At 72.6% G+C, this 22933-nt stretch carries 20 protein-coding genes; 10 read left to right on the top strand and 10 right to left on the bottom strand.

The genetic code is table 11. The annotated features are described in order from the left end of the window. Positions 1-3: 3 nt before the first annotated feature. The 4 genes from HDA41_RS17810 to HDA41_RS17825 all read right to left on the bottom strand — a co-directional run bounded on the left by HDA41_RS17810 (position 4) and on the right by HDA41_RS17825 (position 6750). Entirely contained in the window at positions 4-861 is an 858-nt protein-coding gene (locus HDA41_RS17810) for a hypothetical protein (RefSeq protein WP_184985115.1), read from the bottom strand. A 220-nt stretch (positions 862-1081) separates the two neighbouring features. Beyond that, positions 1082-1990 (bottom strand): hypothetical protein, encoded by a 909-nt coding sequence (locus tag HDA41_RS17815; protein ID WP_184985117.1) that lies wholly within the window; start codon positions 1988-1990, stop codon positions 1082-1084. Between the two features lie 187 nt (positions 1991-2177). After that, entirely contained in the window at positions 2178-5321 is a 3144-nt protein-coding gene (locus HDA41_RS17820; protein WP_184985119.1) for a sacsin N-terminal ATP-binding-like domain-containing protein, read from the bottom strand. Between the two features lie 514 nt (positions 5322-5835). Further along, entirely contained in the window at positions 5836-6750 is a 915-nt protein-coding gene (locus HDA41_RS17825) for a DUF3027 domain-containing protein (protein WP_184985121.1), read from the bottom strand. 281 nt (positions 6751-7031) lie between these two features. Here HDA41_RS17825 and HDA41_RS17830 point away from each other — a divergent pair, with 281 nt between their 5' ends. The 4 genes from HDA41_RS17830 to HDA41_RS17845 all read left to right on the top strand — a co-directional run bounded on the left by HDA41_RS17830 (position 7032) and on the right by HDA41_RS17845 (position 10600). Beyond that, complete coding sequence (locus HDA41_RS17830; protein ID WP_184985123.1) at positions 7032-8465, top strand: MFS transporter; 1434 nt, start codon at positions 7032-7034, stop codon at positions 8463-8465. 62 nt (positions 8466-8527) lie between these two features. Beyond that, entirely contained in the window at positions 8528-9001 is a 474-nt protein-coding gene (locus tag HDA41_RS17835) for a DUF2771 domain-containing protein (RefSeq protein ID WP_184985125.1), read from the top strand. Next, positions 8971-9762: a futalosine hydrolase gene (locus HDA41_RS17840; RefSeq protein WP_184985127.1), complete on the top strand. Its 792-nt coding sequence runs from the start codon at positions 8971-8973 to the stop codon at positions 9760-9762. Before HDA41_RS17835 ends, HDA41_RS17840 begins: the two co-directional genes overlap by 31 nt. Then, positions 9752-10600 (top strand): 1,4-dihydroxy-6-naphtoate synthase, encoded by an 849-nt coding sequence (locus HDA41_RS17845; RefSeq protein ID WP_184985129.1) that lies wholly within the window; start codon positions 9752-9754, stop codon positions 10598-10600. Before HDA41_RS17840 ends, HDA41_RS17845 begins: the two co-directional genes overlap by 11 nt. A 5-nt stretch (positions 10601-10605) precedes the next feature. Here the strand turns inward: HDA41_RS17845 and HDA41_RS42285 are convergent, their stop codons facing one another. Further along, positions 10606-10989, bottom strand: coding sequence for a cold-shock protein (locus HDA41_RS42285; RefSeq protein WP_010035896.1), 384 nt, complete (start codon positions 10987-10989; stop codon positions 10606-10608). A 162-nt stretch (positions 10990-11151) separates the two neighbouring features. On the opposite strand from HDA41_RS42285, the gene HDA41_RS17855 reads away from it, so the two are divergent. Continuing rightward, complete coding sequence (locus HDA41_RS17855) at positions 11152-11400, top strand: hypothetical protein (protein WP_059417275.1); 249 nt, start codon at positions 11152-11154, stop codon at positions 11398-11400. Here the strand turns inward: HDA41_RS17855 and HDA41_RS17860 are convergent. Both HDA41_RS17860 and HDA41_RS17865 read right to left on the bottom strand, forming a co-directional pair. After that, positions 11379-12002 carry an HAD family hydrolase gene (locus tag HDA41_RS17860; protein ID WP_184985131.1) on the bottom strand — a complete coding sequence of 208 codons (624 nt, stop codon included), beginning with the start codon at positions 12000-12002 and terminating at the stop codon, positions 11379-11381. The genes HDA41_RS17855 and HDA41_RS17860 overlap by 22 nt on opposite strands. A 43-nt stretch (positions 12003-12045) precedes the next feature. Continuing rightward, the gene (locus HDA41_RS17865) at positions 12046-13068 is read right to left on the bottom strand and encodes a hypothetical protein (RefSeq protein WP_184985133.1); all 1023 of its coding nucleotides are present in this window, start codon (positions 13066-13068) and stop codon (positions 12046-12048) included. A gap of 153 nt (positions 13069-13221) precedes the next feature. Between HDA41_RS17865 and HDA41_RS17870 the strand changes: the two genes are divergently transcribed. The 3 genes from HDA41_RS17870 to HDA41_RS17875 all read left to right on the top strand — a co-directional run bounded on the left by HDA41_RS17870 (position 13222) and on the right by HDA41_RS17875 (position 16364). Further along, positions 13222-15795, top strand: coding sequence for a helicase-associated domain-containing protein (locus HDA41_RS17870; RefSeq protein ID WP_184985135.1), 2574 nt, complete (start codon positions 13222-13224; stop codon positions 15793-15795). Between the two features lie 174 nt (positions 15796-15969). Next, on the top strand, positions 15970-16101 hold the full coding sequence (locus HDA41_RS41295; RefSeq protein WP_260423335.1) for a hypothetical protein: 132 nt from the start codon (positions 15970-15972) through the stop codon (positions 16099-16101). A 77-nt stretch (positions 16102-16178) separates the two neighbouring features. Further along, positions 16179-16364, top strand: a complete 186-nt coding sequence (locus HDA41_RS17875; RefSeq protein WP_184985137.1) for a hypothetical protein — start codon at positions 16179-16181, stop codon at positions 16362-16364. Here HDA41_RS17875 and istB read toward each other — a convergent pair. After that, positions 16342-17586, bottom strand: coding sequence for an IS21-like element helper ATPase IstB (istB, locus tag HDA41_RS17880; protein ID WP_184985139.1), 1245 nt, complete (start codon positions 17584-17586; stop codon positions 16342-16344). The two genes, HDA41_RS17875 and istB, sit on opposite strands and share 23 nt — an antisense overlap. Positions 17587-17786: 200 nt before the next feature. Between istB and HDA41_RS17885 the strand changes: the two genes are divergently transcribed. Further along, on the top strand, positions 17787-19430 hold the full coding sequence (locus tag HDA41_RS17885) for a DNA repair helicase XPB (RefSeq protein WP_184985141.1): 1644 nt from the start codon (positions 17787-17789) through the stop codon (positions 19428-19430). A gap of 21 nt (positions 19431-19451) precedes the next feature. On the opposite strand, the gene HDA41_RS17890 is transcribed toward HDA41_RS17885, so the two are convergent. Next, positions 19452-19643 carry a hypothetical protein gene (locus tag HDA41_RS17890; protein WP_184985143.1) on the bottom strand — a complete coding sequence of 64 codons (192 nt, stop codon included), beginning with the start codon at positions 19641-19643 and terminating at the stop codon, positions 19452-19454. 324 nt (positions 19644-19967) lie between these two features. Between HDA41_RS17890 and HDA41_RS17895 the strand changes: the two genes are divergently transcribed. After that, positions 19968-22019 (top strand): HelD family protein, encoded by a 2052-nt coding sequence (locus tag HDA41_RS17895; protein ID WP_184985145.1) that lies wholly within the window; start codon positions 19968-19970, stop codon positions 22017-22019. Positions 22020-22133: 114 nt separating this feature from the next. On the opposite strand, the gene HDA41_RS17900 is transcribed toward HDA41_RS17895, so the two are convergent. Further along, positions 22134-22826 (bottom strand): copper homeostasis protein CutC, encoded by a 693-nt coding sequence (locus tag HDA41_RS17900; RefSeq protein WP_184985147.1) that lies wholly within the window; start codon positions 22824-22826, stop codon positions 22134-22136. Between the last annotated feature and the right edge of the window lie 107 nt (positions 22827-22933).

The raw sequence follows: 22933 nt of genomic DNA on the forward strand, positions 1-22933 counted from the left end.
CGGTTACCTGACGTCGACGTAGTCACCCGTGGCGTTGACCGCCGGGGTCGTCGTGGTGCCCGCGAAGCTGAAGCGCCAGTAGCCGTCGTACGTCGCGGTGGTGGTGGCCTTCAGGTTGCCGTACTGGTCGGAGTACACCGTCTTGACCGTGGTGTACGTGCTGGTGCCGGCCTTGCGGAACTGGAGCTTGACCGGCTGGTTGGTGTAGCCGTGGTAGGCGTTGTCCTCCCAGTTGGCGCGGGAGAGCTTGCCGGTGGACGTGATGGTCTTGCCCTTGTAGACGGGCTCGGGGCCGGCGTTGACGGTCAGCTTGGAGTAGCGCTGCACCTTGGTGCTGCCCAGGCCGCCCTGCGTCTTCTCGTCGCCGTTGCTGGTGACGGCGAGCGCGCCGGCGCCCCAGGTGCCGGCGTCGGAGTTCCACAGATCGCCGTCGGCCGGGCGGATGTTGATGACGCCCTTGCAGTTGAGGACGGTCGACGAGGCGGCGGTGCAGGTGGCCGGGTCGTCGCTGATGAGGACGTTGTCCGCGGTGTCCATCGAGGAGCCGTGGTAGATCAGCGGGCCGGTGGCGAAGTTGTCGGAGCTGGTGTCGAGGTCCGCGGCGTGGGTCACGGTGTAGGTGACGGGGACGCTGACCACGTTCGTGGTGCCGACGACGATGTTCTTGCCGCTGTTGACCTTCATGTCGGAGAAGGTGACGTCGAGGGTCGACGTGGTGGTGCTGCCCGACTCGGCGCCGGACGCGGCGGAGCCGAAGGCCGCCTTGCCGGAGGGAGCGTCGGCGGCCTGCGCGGCCGGAACGACGAGGGCGGAAAGGGCCAGGGCGCCGGTGACGGCGGCCACGGTGGCTCGGATGTGCATGTGTTCCCCAGGGGGAGAAGTGATCTAGGAGTCTGTTGACTCACGCGATCAGATCCACGAGCCCCGGGTGGGGTTGTACGGCGGGTTGCGGATTTTGCCGCGGCATCCGCGACGTTTGGCACGCGCGTGAAGGAACCCGCCTCCCGGTAAAGAACTCGCCGCCGGCCCGGGAAGAACCCGGGACCGGCGGCGCGCCGTGAGAACGGTGCTGGTGTCAGCGTCAGTTCACGTCGACGAAGTCACCCGTGGCGTTGACCGCCGGGGTGGTCGTCGTACCCGCGAAGGAGTAGCGGAAGTAGCCGTCGGTGGAGGCGGTGACGGTGGTCTTCAGCTCGCCCGTGGAGTTCGACTTGATGGTCTTCAGCGTGGTGTAGGTGTCGGAGCCCTTCTTGCGGAACTGGAGCTTCACCGACTGGTTGGTGTAGCCGTGGTACTTGTTGTCGTCCCAGTTGGCGCGGGAGAGCTTGCCGGTGACGGTGATGGTCTTGCCCTTCTTCACCGGCTCGGGCGAGGCGTTGACCGTCAGCTTCGAGTAGCGCTGCAGCTTGAAGGAGTTGGTCGGGTCCGTCACCGCGACACCGACGTTGTCCAGGTTCGGGTTCTCCGGGTCCTCGCCGTTGAACGCGACCGCGAAGCCCGCGGCCTTCCAGGAGCCGGCGTCCTCGTTCAGCAGCGCGTACGGGTGGATCTCGACGGTGGCCTTGCAGTTGGCGACGGTCGCGGAGGAGTCCGTGCAGCTCGCGTCGTCGCTGTCGAAGTAGAAGATCGACTCCTCGAACGAGGCACCGCGGTACAGCTCGATGCCCGCGAAGAAGTCGGCCGCGTGGATGTCGACGTCCGTGCCGTGCGTCAGCTTGAAGGTGACGGGCACCTTCACCAGGTTGGTGGTGCCGACGGCGATGTTCTTGCCGTTGTTGACCTTGACGGAGGAGAAGGTCGCGTTCATGGCGTAGGGCGTGCCGTCCGCGGCGGCGGCGAAGGCCGACCGGCCGGAGTCGGCGTGGGCGACCTCGCTCGCGGCGGCGATCTCCGCGGGAACCTTCGGCTCGGCGGCCTGCGCGGCCGGCACGGCGAAGGCGGAAAGGGCCAGGGCGCCGGTGACGGCGGCCACAGTGGCTCGGATACGCATGCGTTCTCCAGGTGGAGAGGGGCCCCGGCGCTCGTCGTCGGCTCCTGGGGCCCAAGTGATCGTGGAGTCTGTTGACTCACGTGATCAGATTCGCGAGAAGGGCACTTGGTTGTACGGCGAGTGAAAAATTTGTGCGGAAGTTTTCACCGGACGGCCGAAACGGGGCGAAGGCCACCGCCCGCGCCCCTCAGTCGAACCACCGATCCCGCGCCAGCTCCTCCGTCCGCGAGGGATCCTCCAGCAGCGCCGCCACCTCGAACCGCCGCGGCCACTGCCCGGCCGCCCAGGCGAGCCCGGCCGCCACGCCCTCCAGCGTCGAGGCGTGCAGGACACCGTCGTTCGTCAGCCGCCAGTCGATCTCCACGCCGTCGACGACGAGTTCCTCGTGCTCGATGTACGAGGAAGGGGTGCGCGGGCCCAGCAGCACCCGCACCGACTCCGGGACGTCGTGCTCGGTGCCCTCCGAGTCCACCTCGCCGGTGACGGACTCGCTCAGGCGCCGCACCTGGAAGAGTTCGGCCAGGTCGGCGGCCCGGGACGGGCGGACCGGCAGCAGGGGGACGCCTTCCGTGAAGGGCAGCAGGTCCGGCGAGTCGCACACCACGGCGTCGGCGGCGTCCACGACCTCCATCCGGCCGTCGATGACGGCACGCAGCTCGTCCGGCAGGGTCACCTGCTCCGGGTCCAGTTCGGCCAGGGCCCCGTACAGCGCGTGCAGTTGGGCGTCCGTCACCTCGCGCTCCGGGTCGGCCAGCCGGTCGAGGAGTTCGGCGGCGCCGCCGGGCTCGTCCAGCAGCGCGGCGACGGACGTCCGTACGCCCAGCGCCCGCAGCACCTGCTCGTCCTCGAAGCCGGTCGCGTCGGCCTCCTCGTACAGACCCCGCAGGAGCGGGTCGCCACCGGCGGCACGCAGGCCCGCGGGGCGGCGGCCGTCGAGGACCGGGTTCCCGCGCAGCCACCACGCCGTGTACGGCCGTACGACCTCGTGCGTGCCGTCCGGCAGCAGGACGCGCACGGGCTGGACGATCGCGTCCCGCAGGGGCGGCTGCGACAGCAGGGACAGGGCCTGCGCCCACTTGTCCTCGTCGACCAGATCCAGGTCCCGTACGGCGACGATCTCGGTGGCGACCGGCGGCACCGGGCTGTCCGGGAAACGGTCGAGGATGTCCTCCGCCCACACGTCGATCGCGTCCAGCAGGCCCGGGTCGTCGGGCTCGGCGAAGTCGCCCTCGCGCGGCTCCAGTTCGTCGGGGTCGAGGACGACGTCGGTGGCACGGACGAGCGCGAAGCTCACCAGCACCCCGCAGGCCGCCAGCGGCTGCTCGCCCCATTTGGCAGCCAGCTCGGCGTCCACCGCGGCCAGTTCACCCTCGCGCATGACCTGGGCGAACGGGCCGCCGGGGAAGGCGAGTTCGCAGGCCGGAGCCGGTTCGCCGTCCTCGTCGGGCAGGGCGAGCGCGCCCAGCCAGGGCTCGTCACCGGGCTCCAGACCGGCGTCCCGCACCAACGCGAGCACGGTGTCGGCCAGTTCCTCCGCGTCGAGGGTGTCCTCCTCCCACAGCGCGCCGCCCTCGTCGTCCAGCGACGCGGCGACGGCGGCCCTGACCTGCGGGGTGGTGAGCACGGCACGGGGGGTCGCGGGCAGGGCGCCCAGCTTCTCCAGGATCGGGTGCGCGGCGTCCGGATGGGCGACCTTCAGTCCGAGCCGGGCCAGGGTCTCCGGGTCGATGCCGGTGGCGTCGGGGCTGGGCAGCAGGACCTGCCGGGGGCCGATCGTCGTACGGCCGTCCGCGAGGGGTACCGGCAGGCCCGACAGCCGGTCCGGGTCGACCCCGGCCAGGCTGTCGTAGAGCCGCCGCCACCAGCCGGGGTCCTTCTCCAGCCCGGCCAGCCGGTCGATCGCGTCGGTCAGCGGCACCCGGGCGACGCCCAGGGTGCGCAGCTCCGCGCGGCGTTCGAGCCCGGCGGGCAGCAGGGTGGGCAGCACCTCGGCGAGCACCCGCACCGTGTCCGTGCCCGCGCCCTCGACGACCTCGGCGTCCCGGGGCCGCAGCGACTCGGGCAGGTCCTCGTCGTCGTGCCCGCGGGGCTCGACGGCGGGCGGCAGGAAGGAGGTGCGCGGCAGCCGCTCCAGGATCGCCCGGCGCAACCCGCCGTCCAGCTCGCCCTTGCCGAGCGGCCCGGGCACGAGGCCGATCAGACCGGCCGTCACCGGCCGCCATGAGCCGAGGAGTTCGGCGTAGGAGTCGGCCGCGCGCTCGATCAGGAAGTCGGTCAGCGGGCCGGGGGCGGCGTGCCGGCGGGTGGAGTCCAGCGGGAACGAGGCGATGAGCAGGGCGGGCACGCCGAGCGGCTCGTCGCTGGGCGTGGGGGCGTGCACGACCGGGCTGGTGCGGGGCCGGGCCGGGCTGCCGTCGGAGTCCACGGGCACGGCCCAGGTGACCGACCAGTGCGGGCGCAGCCGCTCCTCGACGGGCCGGTCGATGAGCAGCTCGGGGGTGAGGTTGCCGTGGGCGGCGGCAGTGCGCCAGTACGTGACGCCGTCACCGGAGTCGTCGATGACGGTGAAGGGACCGTCGGTGCGGCGGGAGATCGTCCGGGGGCTCTCGCCGTTGATCTCGACGACGACCTCTTCGAGGCCGGCGAGAGTGAGCAGCAGCGCGTCGTCGACCGCCCGCAACAGCCGTTCGGCGAGGTCGGCGGCGGGGGTGTCGCGCAGCGGGAGGATGACGGCGGTGTCGTACGGGTCGGGGGCGGTGCCCTCGGCGGCGAACGGCAGCCGCAGCAGCGGTACGTGACCGTCGCGCCGCCGGATCTCGTCCCCGAGGCCGGGGCTGTGCCGGGCGGTGTCGGCGGCCAGTTCCCGGGCCTCGGCGAGGGACCAGCGGACACCGCCGTGCCGGCCGACGACGGCGGGCTCGTCGGTGACGGCGAGGACGGCGGCGAACCCGACGCCGAACCGCCCGACGGCCTGCTCGGTCTCCCGCTTCGCCGACGCGCGCAGGGTGGACAGCGACTCGACCCCGGCCGCGTCCAGCGGCGCCCCGGTGTTGGCGGCGACGAGCACACCGTCACGGAGGGTGAGCCGCAGCCGCCCCGGCACCCCGGCCCGGGCGGCGGCGTCGGCGGCGTTCTGCGCGAGCTCGACGACGAGCCGGTCCCGGTAGCCGCCGAGGACGAGGTCCTCCTCGGCGTTGGCGTCCTCGCGGAACCGGGCGGGGCTGGTGGCCCAGGCATCGATGACGCCACGCCGCAGACGTGCCGTACCGAACGGGTCGGCACCCTCGGCGGCGGGCCGCACGAACTTGCTGCTCACGTTCCTTCTCCTCATCGACGAGAGGACGAAGGTACCGCCTGCGGAGCGGGGGTGCGCGCGCCGTCCGGCTCCGGTCAGCTCCCGGACGCGAACGTCACGAAATCCACCCATGCGGCGGGAGCGACGGCGAGCCGGGGGCCTTGGGTGTGCTGGCAGTGACAACCGTCCTGCGGGACACACCGCATCCCATCACCGACCCGATCGTCGAACTCATCGCACAAGGCCTGGGCAAGCACCCGGCCGCGGAACAGTGGAGGAACCTGGTGGCTGTGGACCTCTCCTTCTACAAGTCGTACATCTCGGAAGAAATCCGCGACGAAGGCCGTAGAGAGCGTGCGGCCAAAGACGTGCTGACCGTCCTGAAAGCGCGCGGCATCCACGTCCCCACCAGGTCCGCGAGCGAATCACCAACTGCGACGACCCCGAAATCCTGGACCAGTGGCTCATCCGCGCCGCCACCGCCCCGACTGCCGAAGAGATCTTCGGGGACGAATAGTCCGAGTCGTTCGACGGCCGGGCGCGGACACGGCTACGAGTGTCCCAGCTCCTCCGTGTCCTCGTCCGCCGTCACCGGCACCGAGCCCGAGTCCGAGGCCGGGCGCAGCGGGAACGGGTCCACGCGGGTCTCGTCGATGACCGGCGGAGCCGGCTGCGGCGGCTTCGGCATGACCGCGGCCTCGGAGTGCCCGCCGCAGCCGTAGGCCAGGGAGACGACGCGGCCGTCGGCCGGGGAGAACTCGTTGGCGCACACACCGAAGGCCTGGCCCAGGGAACCGCCGATACGGACCAGGAAGCCGCAGCTCACGCAGGCGGCGGGGGCCGCCTGCGCCATCGGGGTCTTGGGACCGAAGGCTTCCTCCCAGCGGTCGGCGGCGATGTGCAGGCCGTAGCGGGACAGCACCCGGGCACGGCGCACGCCGAGTTCCTCGGCCACCGCCGCGATCGAACCGCGGGCGGGGACGGCCAGGGGCCCAGCCGTGACCTCCGCGTCCTCGGCCTCCGCCAGGGCGGCCATGTCCTCGGAGACGACGGAGTTCGGCGGCGGCTCGTCCTCGCCGGTCCAGCCGGGCTCCAGACGCAGGTCCTCCGCGTCGGTGGGCAGCAGGTCGCCCGGACCCATGTCGCCGGGGCGCAGCCGCTCGCTCCACGGCACCCACTCGGGCGCCAGCACCGCGTCCGGGCCGGGCAGCAGCACCGCCTCGTCCACCGTGACGATCTTCGCCCGGGACGCCCGGGCCACCGTCACGGCCCAGCGCCAGCCCCGGTACCCGAGCTCCTTGCACTCGAAGAAGTGCGTGACAACGCGATCCCCTTCGGAGACCAGCCCCGCGTGCTCGCCGACGATGCCGGGTGCCGCGGCCTCCTCGGCTGCGGCGCGTGCGAGGTCGACGGCCTCGGCGCACAGACGGTCAGGGGTGCGGCTTCGCGTTGTCGCTGCGCTCACAGGTATCGCTTCTCTCCATACGCCGTCTCACGAGTGCGCCACGCCCAGCGCCGGGGCGGACGGAGCGGACCGGGGGACCGCGTCAACGTCCTTCATCCATTTTGCGGGATGGCTGAGATACGCACGCTACCCTTCCGCCCCACTTCACGTACACCGACGGTCCTGACTGACGGCTCCGACCACCGTCCCGCCCGGGCTCCGAGGACCCGGACAGTCACCCCACAGGCCCTATACAAGCGGTAACGGCACTACCCACAGCCATCTCGGGGCACTATGACGTCGTGGCAGCCGCGAAGACGCCCCAGGGCGCCACCGGGACCGGTGGGTCGAAAGGGGTCAAGGGAAGCAGCCGACTGAGCGGACCGGGCCGTTGGGGCGGCTCCCTCCGCGCGGTCGGCCGTGCCCTGCACCTCCCGTTCACCGGCACCGCCCGCGGCATCCGCAAGGCCACCCACGCGCACGGCGCCGGCGAGTCCGGCCTCGGCAAGCTGATCGAGCTGCACGGCGTGAACGGCGCCGGGGACGTGATGATCACCGTCGCTCTCGCGTCGACGGTGTTCTTCTCCGTGCCGACCGACGAGGCCCGGGGCCGGGTCGCGCTGTACCTCGCCGTCACCATGGCGCCCTTCACCCTCCTCGCGCCGGTGATCGGCCCGCTCCTCGACCGCATCCCGCACGGCCGCCGGGCGGCGATGGCCGGGGCGATGCTGGCCCGGGCGCTGCTCGCGCTCATCCTGTCCGGCGCGGTCGTCAGCGGCAGCATCCAGCTGTACCCGGCGGCGCTCGGCGTCCTCGTCGCGTCGAAGGCGTACGGGGTGGTCAGAAGCGCCGTCGTGCCCCGGCTGCTGCCGCCCGGCTTCTCCCTGGTGAAGGCCAACTCGCGCGTCACCCTCGGCGGGCTCCTCGCCACCGGCATCGCCGCGCCGATCGGCATCGGGCTCCAGCAGGTCGGGCCGCGCTGGCCGCTCTACGGCGCCTTCGTGATCTTCGTGGCAGGGACGTTCCTGTCGTTCACGCTGCCGCCGAAGGTCGACTCCGCCAAGGGCGAGGACACCGCCCTGCTGGCCGCGGACGAGGAGCACCTGCACGGGCCGCACCGCCTGCCGGTCAAGCGCCCCGGGCTGCGCACGGTCGGCCCGGCCGTCACCCACGCCCTGGCCGCCAACGCCTCCATCCGCTGCCTCACCGGCTTCCTGATCTTCTTCCTCGCCTTCCTGCTGCGCGAGCACCCGATCTCCGGCCAGAGCGCCGCCGTGTCCCTGGGGATGGTGGGCGTGTCGGCCGGCGTGGGCAACGCGCTCGGTACGGCCGTGGGGGCGTGGCTCCGGTCCCGGGCGCCGGAGATCATCATCGTGACGGTCGTGGCGTGCGTGCTGGCTGCGGCGATCACGGCCGCGTTGTTCTTCGGCTCGGTCCTGATGGCCGGCCTGGCCGCGATCGCCGGCTTCGCGCAGGCCCTGGCCAAGCTGTCGCTCGACGCGCTGATCCAGCGGGACGTGCCCGAACTGGTCCGTACGTCGGCCTTCGCCCGCTCCGAGACGCTGCTCCAGATGTCCTGGGTACTGGGCGGGGCGGTCGGCATCGTGATGCCGCTCAACGGCACGCTCGGGCTGGCGGTGGGCGCCGCGATCGTCGGCACGGGCTGGCTGACGACCGTACGGGGGCTGATCGGCTCGGCCCGGCGCGGCGGTGCGACACGGCCGCGCGTGGCATAGCCGTACGGGCACGCCATACCCCGCGTGGGCGGTCCGGCGGGCGGGCCCGATAGCCTTCGGCCATGAACACGTTGCAATCCGCTGTGCGACGCCGCCGCGCCGTCGCCGCCGCCGGCGTCGTATCCGCCGGACTGCTCGTCCTCTCGGCCTGTGACAAGCCGACGCCGATGGCCACCGTCACCGTGGGCCACGACTCGGTGAACTCCGAGGCCACCTGTGGTGGCGAGGGCGACGCCCTGAAGTCGTCCGACCTCACGCAGTGCCTGAAGGACAAGGGCGTCAAGACCATCTCGGTCGACCCGGACGAGACCGTGCGCTTCGGTGTCGACCCGGAGATCGCGGACAAGGGCTGGACGATCCTGATGAACGGTCAGCCGCTGACCGACTCCAGCACGAAGACCTACCGCACCATCCCGGGCAGCGTGTTCTTCAACGCCCAGTACGGGGCGCAGGGCAACTCGACGCTGGTGTCCATCAAGCAGGGCGAGAAGGACACGTCGGGGCTGTGGAACTTCAAGCTGGAGAAGGACGCGTAATCGCTGCCGCTGGGCTGGGCAGGGTGCTTGTCGCCACCGCGGTTGCTGTTGAGCGGGACGCGGTGGCTCGGGCCTTTGGGGCGTTGCCTCCGGGGTCCGACAGTGAGGCGCTCGGCGTTGTGGGCCGTGCCCACGGCGGTAGCGGCGCGGCTGCCCGCGGCGGGGCGCTGGACCTCCAGGTGATCGCCGCCGGTGTAGGGCCCGCCCTCGCCGCCGCTTCCATCGCCTCCGCCCTCACCGCCGCCGCCCTCCAGGGCGACCCCTACGACCTCGTCGTCTCCGCCGGGATCGGTGGGGGGTTCCAGCCCGAGGCGAGCGTGGGGTCGCTCGTCGTCGCCGATGAGATCGTCGCGGCCGATCTGGGGGCCGAGACCGATGACGGGTTCGTGTCGGTCACGGAGCTCGGGTTCGGGACCGTGCGTCACCTCCCGCCCGGGGACCTCGTGCGGCTGGCCGGGGACGCCGTCGGGGCCCGTACCGGGGCCGTGCTCACCGTGTCCACCGTGACCGGGACCGCCGAGCGGGCCGCCGTGCTCCGGGAGCGTCACCCCACCGCCCTCGCCGAGGCCATGGAGGGCTTCGGTGTGGCCGAGGCCGCCGCCGCGCACGGGGTGCCCGTGCTGGAGGTCCGGGCGATCTCCAATCCCGTCGGGCCGCGCGACCGCGCCGCCTGGCGCATCCCCGACGCCCTGGCGGCCCTCACCGAGGGTTTCGGGAAGCTCCTGCCCGCACTGGAGAGTTGGAACCGGCATGACCAGTGAGCAGCTGAAGATCGCCTACTCGCCCTGCCCGAACGACACCTTCGTCTTCGACGCCCTGGCCCACGGCCGCGTCCCCGGCGCCCCCGGCTTCGACGTGACCTTCGCCGACATCGACATCACCAACGGCATGGCCGAGCGCGGCGAGTTCGACGTGCTGAAGGTGTCGTACGCCGTGCTGCCGTACGTGCTGGAGGAGTACGCCCTGCTGCCGTGCGGGGGTGCGCTGGGGCGGGGGTGCGGGCCGCTGGTGCTGACGCGGGAGGCGGATGTCGACCTCACCGGTCGTACGGTCGCCGTGCCCAGTGAGAAGTCCACCGCCTATCTGCTGTTCCGGCTGTGGGCCGCGGACACGCTGGGCGACGGGGTCGGCGAGATCGTCGTCATGCCCTTCCACGAGATCATGCCGGCCGTGCGGGACGGCAAGGTCGACGCGGGGCTCGTCATCCACGAGGCGCGCTTCACGTACCGCGGCTACGGCCTGCACAAGCTCGCCGACATGGGCGAGCACTGGGAGAACACCACCGGGCTGCCGATCCCGCTGGGCGCGATCATCGCCAAGCGGTCGCTGGGCGAGCAGAAGCTGCGGCTGCTCGCCGACTCCATCCGGACGTCCGTACGCGCCGCCTGGGACGACCCCGAGGCGTCCCGCCCGTACGTCATGGAACACGCCCAGGAGATGGACCCGGCCGTCGCCGACCAGCACATCGGGCTGTACGTCAACGAGTTCACCGCCGACCTCGGCGAGGACGGCTACGCCGCCGTACGCGGGCTGCTCACACGCGCGGCGGCCGAGGGACTGGTGCCGCCCCTCGGCCCGAACGCGCTGCGTTTCCCGTGAGCGGTCTACACGTCCAACTGGTCGGCGACCGCGCGCAGCAGGCCCGCGATCTTCTTGCCCGCGGTCTTCTCGGGGTAGCGGCCCCGCTCCAGCATCGGCGTGATGTTCTCCAGGAGGGTCGTCAGATCCTGGACGATGGAGGCCAGCTCGTCCGGCTTCTTGCGGGTCGCGGCGGCGACCGAGGGGGTCGGGTCCAGAATCGTCAGGGACAGCGCCTGGTCACCGCGCTGCCCGGCGACGACGCCGAACTCCACCCGCTGTCCCGGCTTGAGCGTCTCGACTCCGGCGGGGAGGACCGAGGAATGGACGAAGACGTCACCGCCGTCGTCGCGGGAGAGAAAGCCGAAGCCCTTCTCGCTGTTGAACCACTTGACCTTGCCGGTAGGCACGTCTGTCCTCGTCCTCGTACTCGTCGGAAAACTGCTTCTGAAACAGCTCTGGATAGCACTCGGGCGGGTCGTACGACCCGCCGGTACCAAGGCTAATGCTCTTCAGGCCGGTGACAAGACGTCACCCGGTTGTTCCTTCGCGCTGGGAACTACCCTGGTCGGGTGCGTGACAAAACCCAAACGAATTCCGCCGCTCCCGGTGACCGTCTGGTCCGTGCCGGTGGCATCGTCTTCTTCATCGGCGCCGTGGCCACACTGGTCACGGTCGCCCCGCTGTTTCTGGGGACGACACCCTTTCCTACCTACATGTTCGGCCTGAGCATGCTCATGGCAGTCGGTTTCCTGATGGCCGGCGCGGGAGTGCTGCGTTCCGTGGCGGCGGGCCGGCGTCAGGCGCGTTCGGGACGGTAGTCCGAAAACCACCCGGGGAATTCCGTCAGGTCGGTGAGGACGACGTCCGCGCCCGCCGCGCGCAGTTCCTCCGGGGGGCAGGGGCCGGTGGCCACCGCGACCGACAGCGCGCCGGCCGCCCGGGCGCCGCGTACGTCCCCGACGTGGTCGCCGACGTAGACGCCCGCGTCGTGCTCGCGCAGCGCCTCCGCCTTCTGCTCGGCCCACAGGTCGCCGATGACGGCGTCGGGCTCGATGCCGAGGTGGGCGAGGTGCAGTTTGGCGTTGGGCTCGTACTTCGCGGTGACGACTATCGCGCGTCCGCCGGCCTCCCGTACGGCCGCGATGGCCTCGCGGGCACCGGGCAGCGCGGGGGTCTCGGCGATGGCGATGGTCGGGTAGATCTCCCGGTAGACGTCCGCCACGGTCTCGACCTCGTCGGCCGGGAACCAGTTGATCAGCTCCTCGGCCAGCGGCGGCCCGAGCCGCGTGACCGCCAGATCGGCGTCGATGTACGTCCCCGTCCGCTCGGACAGCGCCTGGTAGCAGGCGCGGATGCCGGGGCGGGAGTCGATGAGGGTCATGTCGAGGTCGAAGCCGACGGTGATTGCCATAGGGGCCATTGTGCCCAGGCGGTGTGAACGGCAGAGGCGCCCCTGTGACCGGCTAGCGAGAGCGCTGTGAGCGCCACACCAGGAACAGTGCCGACGCCACCGCCGCGCCCCTGACCACCCACGGCCAGGTCTCCGCCACCGCGGCGTTCATGTGGCCCTCGGCGATCGGGGTGCCCCAGCGGTCGTTCATCCTGCCCCACAGCCAGAGAATCCCGGCCGCGACGGAGAGGCTGGGGAGGATCACGACCGCCCACTTCGTCTCCGCCGGGCTCAGACGGCGTGAGGCGTAGGCGATGAGCCAGCCGAGGATCAGCACGAACCAGTTGCCGAGCACGGCGCCCGCGACGAGGAGACCGGCGGCGATCAGAAGGAGCGGGTTGCTCCAGCCGCCCGCGGACAGGCACGGCAGACGCCGGCGGGCCGCCTTGCCGGCTGTCTCCCCCGGCACCGCGGCCTCGACAGCCGGCGCTGTCTCCTCGTCGGCCGCCGCCTTCTCCAGCCGCGGCTTCCTCGGCTGCGGCGGCTTCAGCAGGTCCGGCAGCTCCACGCCGCCCACGAAGCCCGGCACGTCGTCGCCCGCCCCGAAGGGGCTGCTGTCCACCCGCCACCAGTCCGGCTGGACGGCGCTGTCCCCGAGCTCGTGCCCGGCGGCCAGGTGCGGCGGGGCCGCGCCCTCGGCGGCGGCGGGGCGCGGCTCCTCGGCGGGCCGGGCCGGGCGGGGACGCGGGACGACCCGCCGCAGGACCCCCTTCGGCCGCTCGCCCGGCTCCTCCTGCTCGCGGGCCTCGCGCTGTACGGGCACGGCGGCCGGGGCGCTCTGCGTCGTACCGCCGCCACCCGCGCTCGTGCCGTCCGCGGCCGCCGCCACGATCTCGTCGGGGCTGCCGAGGCGGGACAGGATGCGGCGGACGGCGGCGGGCGAGTCGACGGTGGCCTTCGCGCGGCGCTTGTCGATCTCGTTGCGCAGGTCCGCCACCAGCCGCATGCGCGTGGCCGACGACAGCTGCCGCTGCTGGGCCACGTCTCCGACGCGGCTCAGATACTCGTAAACGACCTGGTCGCTCTCAATCCCCACGAAGTCCCCTCCGGGGCGTGTGCGTTGGCGGACGCCGTCGGTCGACGGTACCGCGAGTGCGAGCGGGTGACCCACAGGCCCGTCCGGCGCCGGCCCCGCCCGCCCGCGGACAGTCGGCCCGGCCGCCGGAGGCGACCCGCTACCGTGGACCGGATGAGCACCGAGGACAGGCCCGCGGCCCCCCGTTCCCTCGCGGAAGCGCTCCGCGGGCGGGACGACGTCTCGCTGGGCGCGCTCCTGCGCGGCCGTCCGGATCTCATCACGCCCGTGCCGACCGACCTCACGCAGCTCGCGAGCCGTGCCGGCACCCGCGCCTCGGTCGTGCGGGCCCTGGAGCGGCTGGACCGGTTCACACTCCAGACGGCTCAGGCGCTGGCCGTGGCGGCGGATCCGGCGACGTACGACGAACTGCTCGGACTCATGGCCGGGGACGACGCCGACCCGGCCGTCGCCCAGGCCCTGCCGCACGCCCTGGGCGTGCTGCGCGAGCAGGCCCTGGTGTGGGGCGCCGACGACCGGCTGCGGCTGGTGCGGACGGCCCGTGAGCTGCTGGCTCCCTCACCGCAGCACCCCTCGCCGACGGGACTCGGCCCGACGGTCCAGGAAGCCACCGCCGGGATGTCCCCGGGGCGGATCCAGGAGATCGTCTCGGCCGCCGGGCTGCCCTCGACCCACGACTCGGTCTCCGCGGTGACCGCCCTGACCGAGCTGTTCACGGACCGGCGCCGGATGGCCGCACTGCTCGCGAAGGCCCCGGCCGACTCCCTCGACGTGCTGGAGCGGTTGGTGTGGGGGCCGCCGTACGGGCAGGTCACGGCCGATCCGGCGCCCCGGCTGCGCTGGCTGCTGGACCGGGGGCTGCTGCTGCCGACGGCGCCCGGGACGGTCGTGCTGCCGCGCGAGGTCGCCCTGCACCTGCGGCGGGGGCTCGCGCACCGGACGCCCGAGCCGGTGCCGCCGGCGGTCGAGGCCGCCGCCGTTCATCGTCCACAGGTTGTGGACAGCACCGCGGCCGGGCAGGCGTACACCGCGCTCGCGACCGTCGAGGAGCTGCTGAAGGACTGGGACGAGGGCGGGCCGGCGGTGCTGCGGGCCGGCGGGCTGAGCGTGCGCGACCTGAAGCGGACCGCCGTCGCCCTGGACGTGCCCGAGCCGGTCGCCGCGTTCTGGGTGGAGCTGGCGTACGCGGCGGGCCTGATCGCCCCGGACGGGGAGGCCGACGAGCGGTACGCGGCGACCCCGGCGTACGACGAGTGGCGGGAGCTGCCCGCCGCCGAGCGCTGGTCGCGGCTGGTCACAGCGTGGCTCCCGGCGACCCGCACGGCCGGACTGGTGGGCGGGCGGGACGCGAAGGACCGTACGTTGTCGGCGCTCGGGCCGGGTCTGGACCGTTCGGCGGCGCCGGAGGTACGGCACCGGGTGCTGGCGCTGCTGGCCGAGCTGCCGGAGGGCGCCGCGCCGGACGCCGAGTCGGTGCCGGCCCGGCTGCGCTGGGAGCGCCCCCTGCGCGGCGCCCGGCACGAGGACGACCTGCGCAGCCGGCTCGCCCGGTGGACCCTGTCCGAGGCCGAGCTGCTGGGCGTCACGGGCAGGGGTGCGCTGTCGGCCCACGGCAGGGCCCTGCTGGGTGCGCCCGCGGCGCCCGCGCAGAGCCCGGAGGGCTCCGCTGGACCGGAGGGCTCCGGTCCAGCGGAGCCCTCCGGTCCGGGGGACAAGCTCCCGGTCCACCACCGGCCCGCTCCCCTCGCCCACCTCACCCCCCTCTCCCCCGCCGAACAGGCCGTCGCCTCCGCCGCCGCGGCCCGGCTGCTCACGCCGCTGCTGCCCGAGCCGCTGGACCACGTGCTGCTCCAGGCCGACCTGACGGCGGTGGCGCCCGGGCCCTTGCAGCGCCCGCTCGCCGACATGCTGGGCGTGCTGGCGGACGTCGAGTCCAAGGGCGGGGCCACCGTCTACCGGTTCACGCCCGGCTCGGTGCGGCGCGCCCTGGACGCCGGGCAGAGCGCCTCGGACCTGCACGCCTTCCTCGCCACGCACTCCCGTACGCCGGTGCCGCAGCCGCTCACGTACCTGATCGACGACGTGGCCCGCAGGCACGGTCATCTGCGCGTGGGCGCGGCCTCGGCGTACGTCCGCTGCGACGACGACGCGGTGCTCAACGAGATCCTCGCCGACAAGCGGGCCGCCGGGCTGGGGCTGCGCCGGCTCGCCCCGACCGTGGTGGCCGCGCTGACCGACCCGGCGGGGCTGCTGGAGGGCCTGCGGGCGATGGGGTTCGCGCCGGCCGCCGAGTCCGCCGAGGGCGATGTGCTGATCACCCGAGCGCACTCGCACCGCACCCCGCCCCGTACGGCACCCGAGCCGGTGCCGGAGGGCCCGCCGGTCCCCGACGACACCCTCCTCGCGGCGGCGCTGCGCGCCATCCGGGCCGGCGACCTCGCCTCCACCACCCCGCGCAAGCCCGGCACGGTCCCGGCGGGCAACGGCGAACCGCCCCGCACCGGTTCCGCCGAGACCCTCGCCACCATGCAGGCCGCCGTCCTGACCGGCGGGACGCTGTGGATCGGCTACGTCAACGCCGAGGGCGCCGCCAGCCAGCGCGTCATCGCCCCGATCCGCGTCGAGGGCGGCTTCGTCACGGCGTACGACCACACGGCGGACGAGGTCCGCACGTACCCGCTGCACCGGATCACCGGGGTCGCGGAGCTCGCCGACGACGCGGACTGACGGCCCGTGCCGCCGGGTGCCGTCTCACCCGTTCGGGTGCACGCCGGCGTTCATGCACGCCACGCCGGGGATGTCCCACCCTTGGGCGACATTGCCGGGCGCGCCGCATTCCGCCGTTCGGGCGGGGGCAGCCACCGGGTGTCCCTGAGAGCCTTGTGGAAAGGAAGTCCCAGCATGCGCGCTGTCCGTCGAGTCGCCGCCGTCCTGGCCACCGCCGCCCTGATGACGTTCGGTGGGCTGGCCGCTCCGGCCGCCGCGGTGAGCATCGATGTAGCCGGCCTCGTCCTCGAGACACCGCAGGTCTGATCCACCTGCCGCGCCCCGGGCCGGCCCGGGGCGCGGCCTCCCTCGTCTCTCAGTACGCGAAAGGCCCTGTCGTCCCCATGCGTGAAAAACTGCCCGCCGTCGCTCTCTGCGCCGTCGCCCTCGTGGGCGTGGTCGCGCCCTCAGCCGGCGCGGCCCCGCCCGCGCTGCCTCTGCCGGCCGCCGGTGCCGAGCCGCTGATCTCCGAGGGGATCGGCATCGAAGGGCCGCTGATCAACAACGTCAATCTGCCCACGCTGAAGTAGCGCGGCGCGTCCGGTAGCTGTCCCCGTCCAGCCGCACGACGGCGGCGTGATGGGCGAGGCGGTCCACCATCGCCGCGGTGGACGCGCCGCCGAAGACCTCGTCCCAGCGGCCGAGCGGGCGCTCGCTGGTCACGATCAGCGAGGCACGCTCGTAGCGGTGCGCGACCAGCCGGAAGAACAGTCCGGCGGTCGCCGCGTCGAAGGGCGTGTAGCCGACCTCGTCGACGATCAGCAGGGGGTACTCGTCGAGGGCGGCCAGTTCCGCGTCGAGCCGGCCCGCGGCCCGGGCGTCGCAGAGCCGGGCGGCCCACTCGGCGGCGGTCGCGAACAGCACCCGGTGCCCGGCCTGGCAGACGCGCAGGCCCAGGCCGATGGCGAGGTGGGTCTTGCCGGTGCCGGTCGGGCCGACGAGGACCACGTTGCGCCGGGCGGCGACGAACTCCGCCTTGCCGAGCCGGTCCACGGTCTCCCGGTCGAAGCCCCGGGGGTGCTGGTGGTCGAAGTCCTCCAGCAGCTTGCGGGCCGGGAAGCGGGCCGCGCGGATCCGGGCCTCGGCGTCCGCGTCCGGGGCCGGCTGCCGGGGGACGGCCGGCGTGGTCGCCGGAGCCTGCTGTTCCGGCTTTCCGTGCCGCCGGTCCCCGTGGTCCTGCTCCGCCGGGGGAGGCGTCACCCGCCCGGGCCCTGCCTGCGGGCGCTCGGCATGTCCGCGATCCCCGTGCGCGGCCATCGGTCCCGACATGTAGGCGAGGATCGCCGCCGAGACGATGAACGCCATGTGGATCACCGTCCCCCACAGCAGGGCGTGGCGGGAGGTGTGGTGGACGTCCACGAACATCTGGAGCAGATGGACGGAGGAGATGCCCACGATCGCCGTGGCGAGCTTGACCTTCAGCACGTTGGAGTTGACGTGCGAGAGCCATTCGGGCTGGTCACGGTGGCCCTGGAGGCCGATGCGCGAGACGAAGGTCTCGTAGCCGCCGACGATCACCATGATCAGCAGGTTGGCGATCATGACGACGTCGACCAGCTTGAGCACCGCGAGCATCACGTACGTCTCGCTCGCGTGCCCGCTCACGCACATCAGGATTAAGGTCCAGAGCTCCTTGAAGAACTTGTAGACGTAGACGCCCTGGGCGGCGACCAGCCCGAAGTAGAGGGGGGCCTGGAGCCAGCGGGTGGCGAACAGGGCGTATCCGAGCGTGGTGGTCGTTGGGTTCCGCACGGTTCGCCATTCTTCGGGGCCGAGGTGGAAAACCTGAATTCACACCACACGTTGGGATGAAAAGGCATTCAGTAGGACCGGAGCCGGTCCGGTCCCGCGCAGATCACACCCTCGGGACGGCGACGATCAGGCACACTGGACGTTTGGCCGAGTCGTTCGAAGCCGTCCGAGCCGTCCGGCCGCGGGAAAGGGTGCCACGCGTGAATGGTCCGCTGATCGTCCAGTCCGACAAGACCCTGCTCCTGGAAGTCGACCACGAGCAGGCCGACGACTGCCGTCGGGCCATCGCCCCGTTCGCGGAGCTGGAGCGGGCGCCGGAGCACATCCACACCTACCGGGTGACGCCGCTGGGCCTGTGGAACGCCCGCGCGGCGGGTCACGACGCCGAGCAGGTCGTGGACGCGCTGGTGCAGTACAGCCGCTATCCGGTGCCGCACGCGCTGCTGGTCGACATCGCCGAGACGATGGACCGCTACGGGCGGCTCACGCTGTCCAAGCACCCGGCGCACGGGCTGGTCCTGACCACCACCGACCGTCCGGTGCTGGAGGAGATCCTGCGGTCGAAGCGGATCGCGCCCCTGGTCGGCGCCCGTCTCGACCCGGACACGGTCGTCGTGCACCCCTCCGAGCGCGGGCAGATCAAGCAGACGCTGCTGAAGCTGGGCTGGCCGGCCGAGGACCTCGCCGGGTACGTCGACGGCGAGGCGCACGCGATCGAGCTGGCCGAGGACGGCTGGGCGCTGCGGCCCTACCAGAAGCAGGCGGTGGAGAACTTCTGGCACGGCGGGTCGGGCGTGGTCGTCCTGCCCTGTGGCGCGGGCAAGACGCTGGTCGGCGCCGGGGCGATGGCGCAGGCGAAGTCCACGACGCTGATCCTCGTCACGAACACGGTCTCCGCCCGGCAGTGGAAGCACGAGCTGGTGCGGCGGACGTCGCTCACCGAGGACGAGATCGGCGAGTACAGCGGGACGAGGAAGGAGATCCGGCCCGTCACGATCGCCACGTACCAGGTGCTGACGACCAAGCGGAAGGGCGTCTATCCGCACCTGGAGCTGTTCGACTCCCGGGACTGGGGCCTGGTCGTCTACGACGAGGTGCACCTGCTGCCCGCGCCGGTCTTCAAGTTCACGGCGGATCTCCAGGCGCGGCGGCGGCTGGGCCTCACGGCCACGCTCGTGCGTGAGGACGGGCGCGAGTCGGACGTCTTCTCCCTGATCGGGCCCAAGCGGTTCGACGCGCCGTGGAAGGAGATCGAGGCGCAGGGCTACATCGCGCCCGCCGACTGCGTGGAGGTCCGGGTCAATCTGACGGACGCGGAGCGGCTCGCGTACGCCACGGCCGAGGCGGAGGAGAAGTACCGCTTCTGTGCGACGACCGACACCAAGCGGAAGGTCACGGAGGCGATCGTCCGCCGTTTCGCCGGGCAGCAGATCCTCGTCATCGGCCAGTACATCGACCAGCTCGACGAGTTGGGGGAGCATCTGGACGCTCCCGTGATCAAGGGTGAGACGTCGAACGCGCAGCGGGAGAAGCTGTTCGACGCGTTCCGGGAGGGCGAGCTCAGCGTGCTCGTCGTGTCGAAGGTCGCGAACTTCTCGATCGACCTGCCGGAGGCGACGGTCGCGATCCAGGTGTCGGGCACGTTCGGGTCGCGCCAGGAGGAGGCACAGCGGCTGGGCCGGGTGCTCCGGCCGAAGTCCGACGGCCACCAGGCGCACTTCTACTCGGTGGTCGCGAGGGACACCATCGACCAGGACTTCGCCGCGCACCGCCAGCGCTTCCTGGCGGAGCAGGGGTACGCGTACCGGATCATGGACGCGGACGAGCTGCTCGCGGAGAGCTGAGGCAGGCGGGCCACGCACCGGTCACTTGCGGCGGACCACCCCCACTTCCTCGCCGTACTGGCCGAGGATGACCACGTCGAAGGCGGCGCCCGCGAACACCCGGACGGCGCGCAGGGCATCGCCGAGGAGATGACGGTGGTGGCTGCCTGCCACGGCGGTGGCGCCGGGCGGGCGGCCCGGTGCCGAAGCGGGGGAGAAGGTTGCTGCGCTCATATCTCCATGGTGCGTTTCCGGTCGTAAAGTCCGCGTCGGTCTGAGGGCCGAACCCGCGTACCCCGCTCGTACGCCTGCGGACCGACCGCTGCCCCTGAGGGGGGAGGACCTCGTCCCCTAGGGGACGAGGAACAAGGGACGAGGAACAAGGGCCGGGAAACAGGGGACCAGAAACAGGGGACGAGAAAACCGTTGGCGGCCGGCTCCCCCGCTCCTCTAAGATCTCCGCTCTTGCCCGCCTCCCTCCCGGAGCGCCGCCGACCGGACGGAAACCGGCCGGCATCTCATCGCCATTCCTTCAGCAGGTCCTCCGGAGGCACCCCCTTGTCCACGCCCGTCGACGACCCGCTCTCCCGTGAGCGCTCCCACCTCTCCGCGTCCCGTTCCGCCCTGCGTGCCATGCGCGAGGACGTCGAGGCCCTCGACATCACCGACGTCACCGCGAACTGGGTCAACGCGGAGGTGCTGGCCCGCCAGATCGAGGAGCGCATCAAGGCCCTGGCCGACCTCAGCGACACCCCGCTGTTCTTCGGCCGGCTCGACTACCTGCACGCACCCGGCGCCGCGGAGGCGGAAGGGGCGGAAGGGGAACGCTTCTACATCGGGCGGCGGCATGTGCACGACGCCGACGGCGACCCGATGGTCATCGACTGGCGCGCACCGGTCTCGCAGCCGTTCTACCGGGCCTCCAAGAAGGACCCGATGGACATCGCGCTGCGCCGCCGCTTCGGCTACACGGGCGGCGACCTCACGGCGTACGAGGACGAGCACCTGTCGGACCCGGCCGAGGCGGCCCGGACCAGCAAGCTCCTCCAGCAGGAGATCGAGCGCCCGCGCGTCGGGCCGATGCGGGACATCGTGGCGACGATCCAGCCCGAGCAGGACGAGATCGTCCGGTCAGGGCTCTCCGGCACGGTGTGCGTGCAGGGCGGCCCGGGCACCGGGAAGACCGCCGTCGGCCTGCACCGGGTCGCCTACCTCCTCTACGCCCACCGCGAGCGCCTCGCCCGCACCGGCACGCTCGTCATCGGACCGAACCGGTCCTTCCTGCACTACATCGAGCAAGTGCTGCCCGCTCTCGGTGAGTTGGCCGTCCAGCAGGCCACCGTCGAGGACCTGGTGGCGCACGTGGAGATCAAGGGGACGGACGACGCGACGGCCGCGGTCGTCAAAGGCGACGCCCGGATGGCGCGGGTGCTGCGCAGGGCCCTCTACTCGCACGTCACGATGCCCACCGAGCCGGTCGTGGTCGTCCGCGGCTCCCGCCGCTGGCGCGTGGCGGCGTACGAACTGGAGGAGATCGTCCGCGAGTTGCTCGACCGCGACATCCGCTACGGCGCCGCCCGCGAGGCCCTGCCGCAGCGCATCGCGCATGCCGTGCTGGTGCAGATGGAGCGGTCGGGGGAGGCGCCGGACGACCGGGTACAGGACGCGGTGGCCCGCAACAGCGCGGTCAAGGCGGCCGTCAAGGCGGTCTGGCCGGCCGTCGACCCGGCGAAGCTGGTGCTCCGCCTGCTGTCGGACGCGGACTTCCTCGCCGAACACGCGGCGGGGGTCCTCGGCGAGGAGGAGCAGAAGGCCGTGCTGTGGGTGAAACCGGCGCGCAGCGTCAAGTCCGCCCAGTGGTCGGCCGCCGACGCCGTCCTCATCGACGAGGCCACCGACCTGATCCAGCGCACGCACTCCCTCGGTCATGTCGTCCTCGACGAGGCGCAGGACCTCTCGCCCATGCAGTACCGGGCAGTCGGGCGCCGCTGCACGACCGGCAGCGCGACGGTCCTCGGCGACCTGGCGCAGGGCACCACGCCGTGGGCGACCCGCAGCTGGCAGGAAGCGCTGGCCCACCTGGGCAAACCGGACGCGGTGGTGGAGGAGCTGACGGCCGGTTTCCGCGTGCCGACGGACGTCATCACCTACGCCTCCCGGCTGCTCCCGCACATCGCCCCGGGGCTCACCCCGGTCGTGTCGATCCGTGAGAACCCGGGCCACTTCGAGGTCCGGGCGGTCGCGGGGACGACGGACGTGGTCGACGCCTGCCGCGCATCCCTGCGCCACGAGGGTTCGACGGGCCTGATCGCGGCGGACGCCCGGGTCCCGGAGCTGGCGGCGGCCCTGACGGAGGCCGGGATCCCGTACCTCGGCCCCGGCGAGGAGACGACCCAGGAGACCCGCCTGACCCTGGTCCCGGTGTCGCTCGCGAAGGGCCTGGAGTACGACTACGTCGTCCTGGACGAGCCCCGGGCCGTGGTCGACGGCGAGCCGGACGAACGGACGGGCCTGCGCCGCCTGTACGTGGCGCTGACGCGAGCGGTGTCGGGGTTGACGGTGACGCATGCGGCGTCACTGCCGCCGCAGTTGAGCGCTCAGCCGCGGTGATCGCTTAGCTGCGGGCAGTCGTGCCGCTGGGGCGGCACCCGTCCCAAAGAGAGCGGCACCTCGTCGCACCGAGCTGCGCACCCACCCGCCCCCACCCCGGACGCCGAGTTCTCGTCAACCGCCGTCCACCGCAGCCCGCCACCCCGCCACGGCCTCCACCGACACCGGCTCCCCCCAGCCCCCCGGCCGCACCGCCCCACCGATGTGAAACGCGTCCACTCCCGCGCCCCGCAACACCGGCACGTGCTCCAGCCGCAACCCACCCCCCACCAGCAACTGCTGCTCATACCCCGGCTCCCCGGAACGCCCCGCCTCGGCAAGCAGCACAGCCAGTCCGTCATCGACCCCGCCCGCCGACCCGGCCGTCAGGTACGCGTCCAACCCCGGCATCCCGTCCAACTGCTTGCGCAGGGCGTCCCGGTCGGCGGCCCGGTCGATCGCCCGGTGGAAGGTCCAGGGGCAGCCGTCCAGCACGCCGACGACCCGCTCCACAGCCGCCAGATCCACCCCACCCCCCGCGTCGAGGAACCCCAGCACGAACTCATCCGCCCCAGCCTCCCGCACCTCGCCCGCCACCCGCACCAGCCGGTCGAGGTCCCCGGCCGCAAAGCCGTCGGCGAGCCGCAGCATCACCCGCAGCGAGAGGTCGACCGCCCGGCGGATCCCGGCGACGGTGGCGGCCGACGGGGTGAGCCCGTCGGCCGCCATGTCGGTGACCAGCTCAAGGCGGTCCGCGCCTCCCGCCTGGGCGGCGACCGCGTCCTCGACGCCGAGGGCGATCACCTCCAGGACTGCACGCTTGCTCATGGGGCCCCTTCGTCGGCATGGCGTCGGCGTTCGACAACAGGTCTAGTCCAATCAAGACTACGCTGCCCGCTCCCGCCGATTCCCAAGCACCCCGCCGCCCCTCAAGC

Source organism: Streptomyces caelestis (assembly GCF_014205255.1).
Lineage (GTDB): Bacteria > Actinomycetota > Actinomycetes > Streptomycetales > Streptomycetaceae > Streptomyces > Streptomyces caelestis.

Bases quoted from the DNA above. Each gene is read 5' to 3' on its own strand.
- HDA41_RS17810 (WP_184985115.1), bottom strand. From the start codon at position 861: ATGCACATCCGAGCCACCGTGGCCGCCGTCACCGGCGCCCTGGCCCTT.
- HDA41_RS17815 (WP_184985117.1), bottom strand. From the start codon at position 1,990: ATGCGTATCCGAGCCACTGTGGCCGCCGTCACCGGCGCCCTGGCCCTT.
- HDA41_RS17820 (WP_184985119.1), bottom strand. From the start codon at position 5,321: ATGAGGAGAAGGAACGTGAGCAGCAAGTTCGTGCGGCCCGCCGCCGAG.
- HDA41_RS17835 (WP_184985125.1), top strand. From the start codon at position 8,528: ATGAACACGTTGCAATCCGCTGTGCGACGCCGCCGCGCCGTCGCCGCC.
- HDA41_RS17845 (WP_184985129.1), top strand. From the start codon at position 9,752: ATGACCAGTGAGCAGCTGAAGATCGCCTACTCGCCCTGCCCGAACGAC.
- HDA41_RS17860 (WP_184985131.1), bottom strand. From the start codon at position 12,002: ATGGCCCCTATGGCAATCACCGTCGGCTTCGACCTCGACATGACCCTC.
- HDA41_RS17870 (WP_184985135.1), top strand. From the start codon at position 13,222: ATGAGCACCGAGGACAGGCCCGCGGCCCCCCGTTCCCTCGCGGAAGCG.
- HDA41_RS41295 (WP_260423335.1), top strand. From the start codon at position 15,970: ATGCGCGCTGTCCGTCGAGTCGCCGCCGTCCTGGCCACCGCCGCCCTG.
- HDA41_RS17875 (WP_184985137.1), top strand. From the start codon at position 16,179: ATGCGTGAAAAACTGCCCGCCGTCGCTCTCTGCGCCGTCGCCCTCGTG.
- HDA41_RS17890 (WP_184985143.1), bottom strand. From the start codon at position 19,643: ATGAGCGCAGCAACCTTCTCCCCCGCTTCGGCACCGGGCCGCCCGCCC.
- HDA41_RS17900 (WP_184985147.1), bottom strand. From the start codon at position 22,826: ATGAGCAAGCGTGCAGTCCTGGAGGTGATCGCCCTCGGCGTCGAGGAC.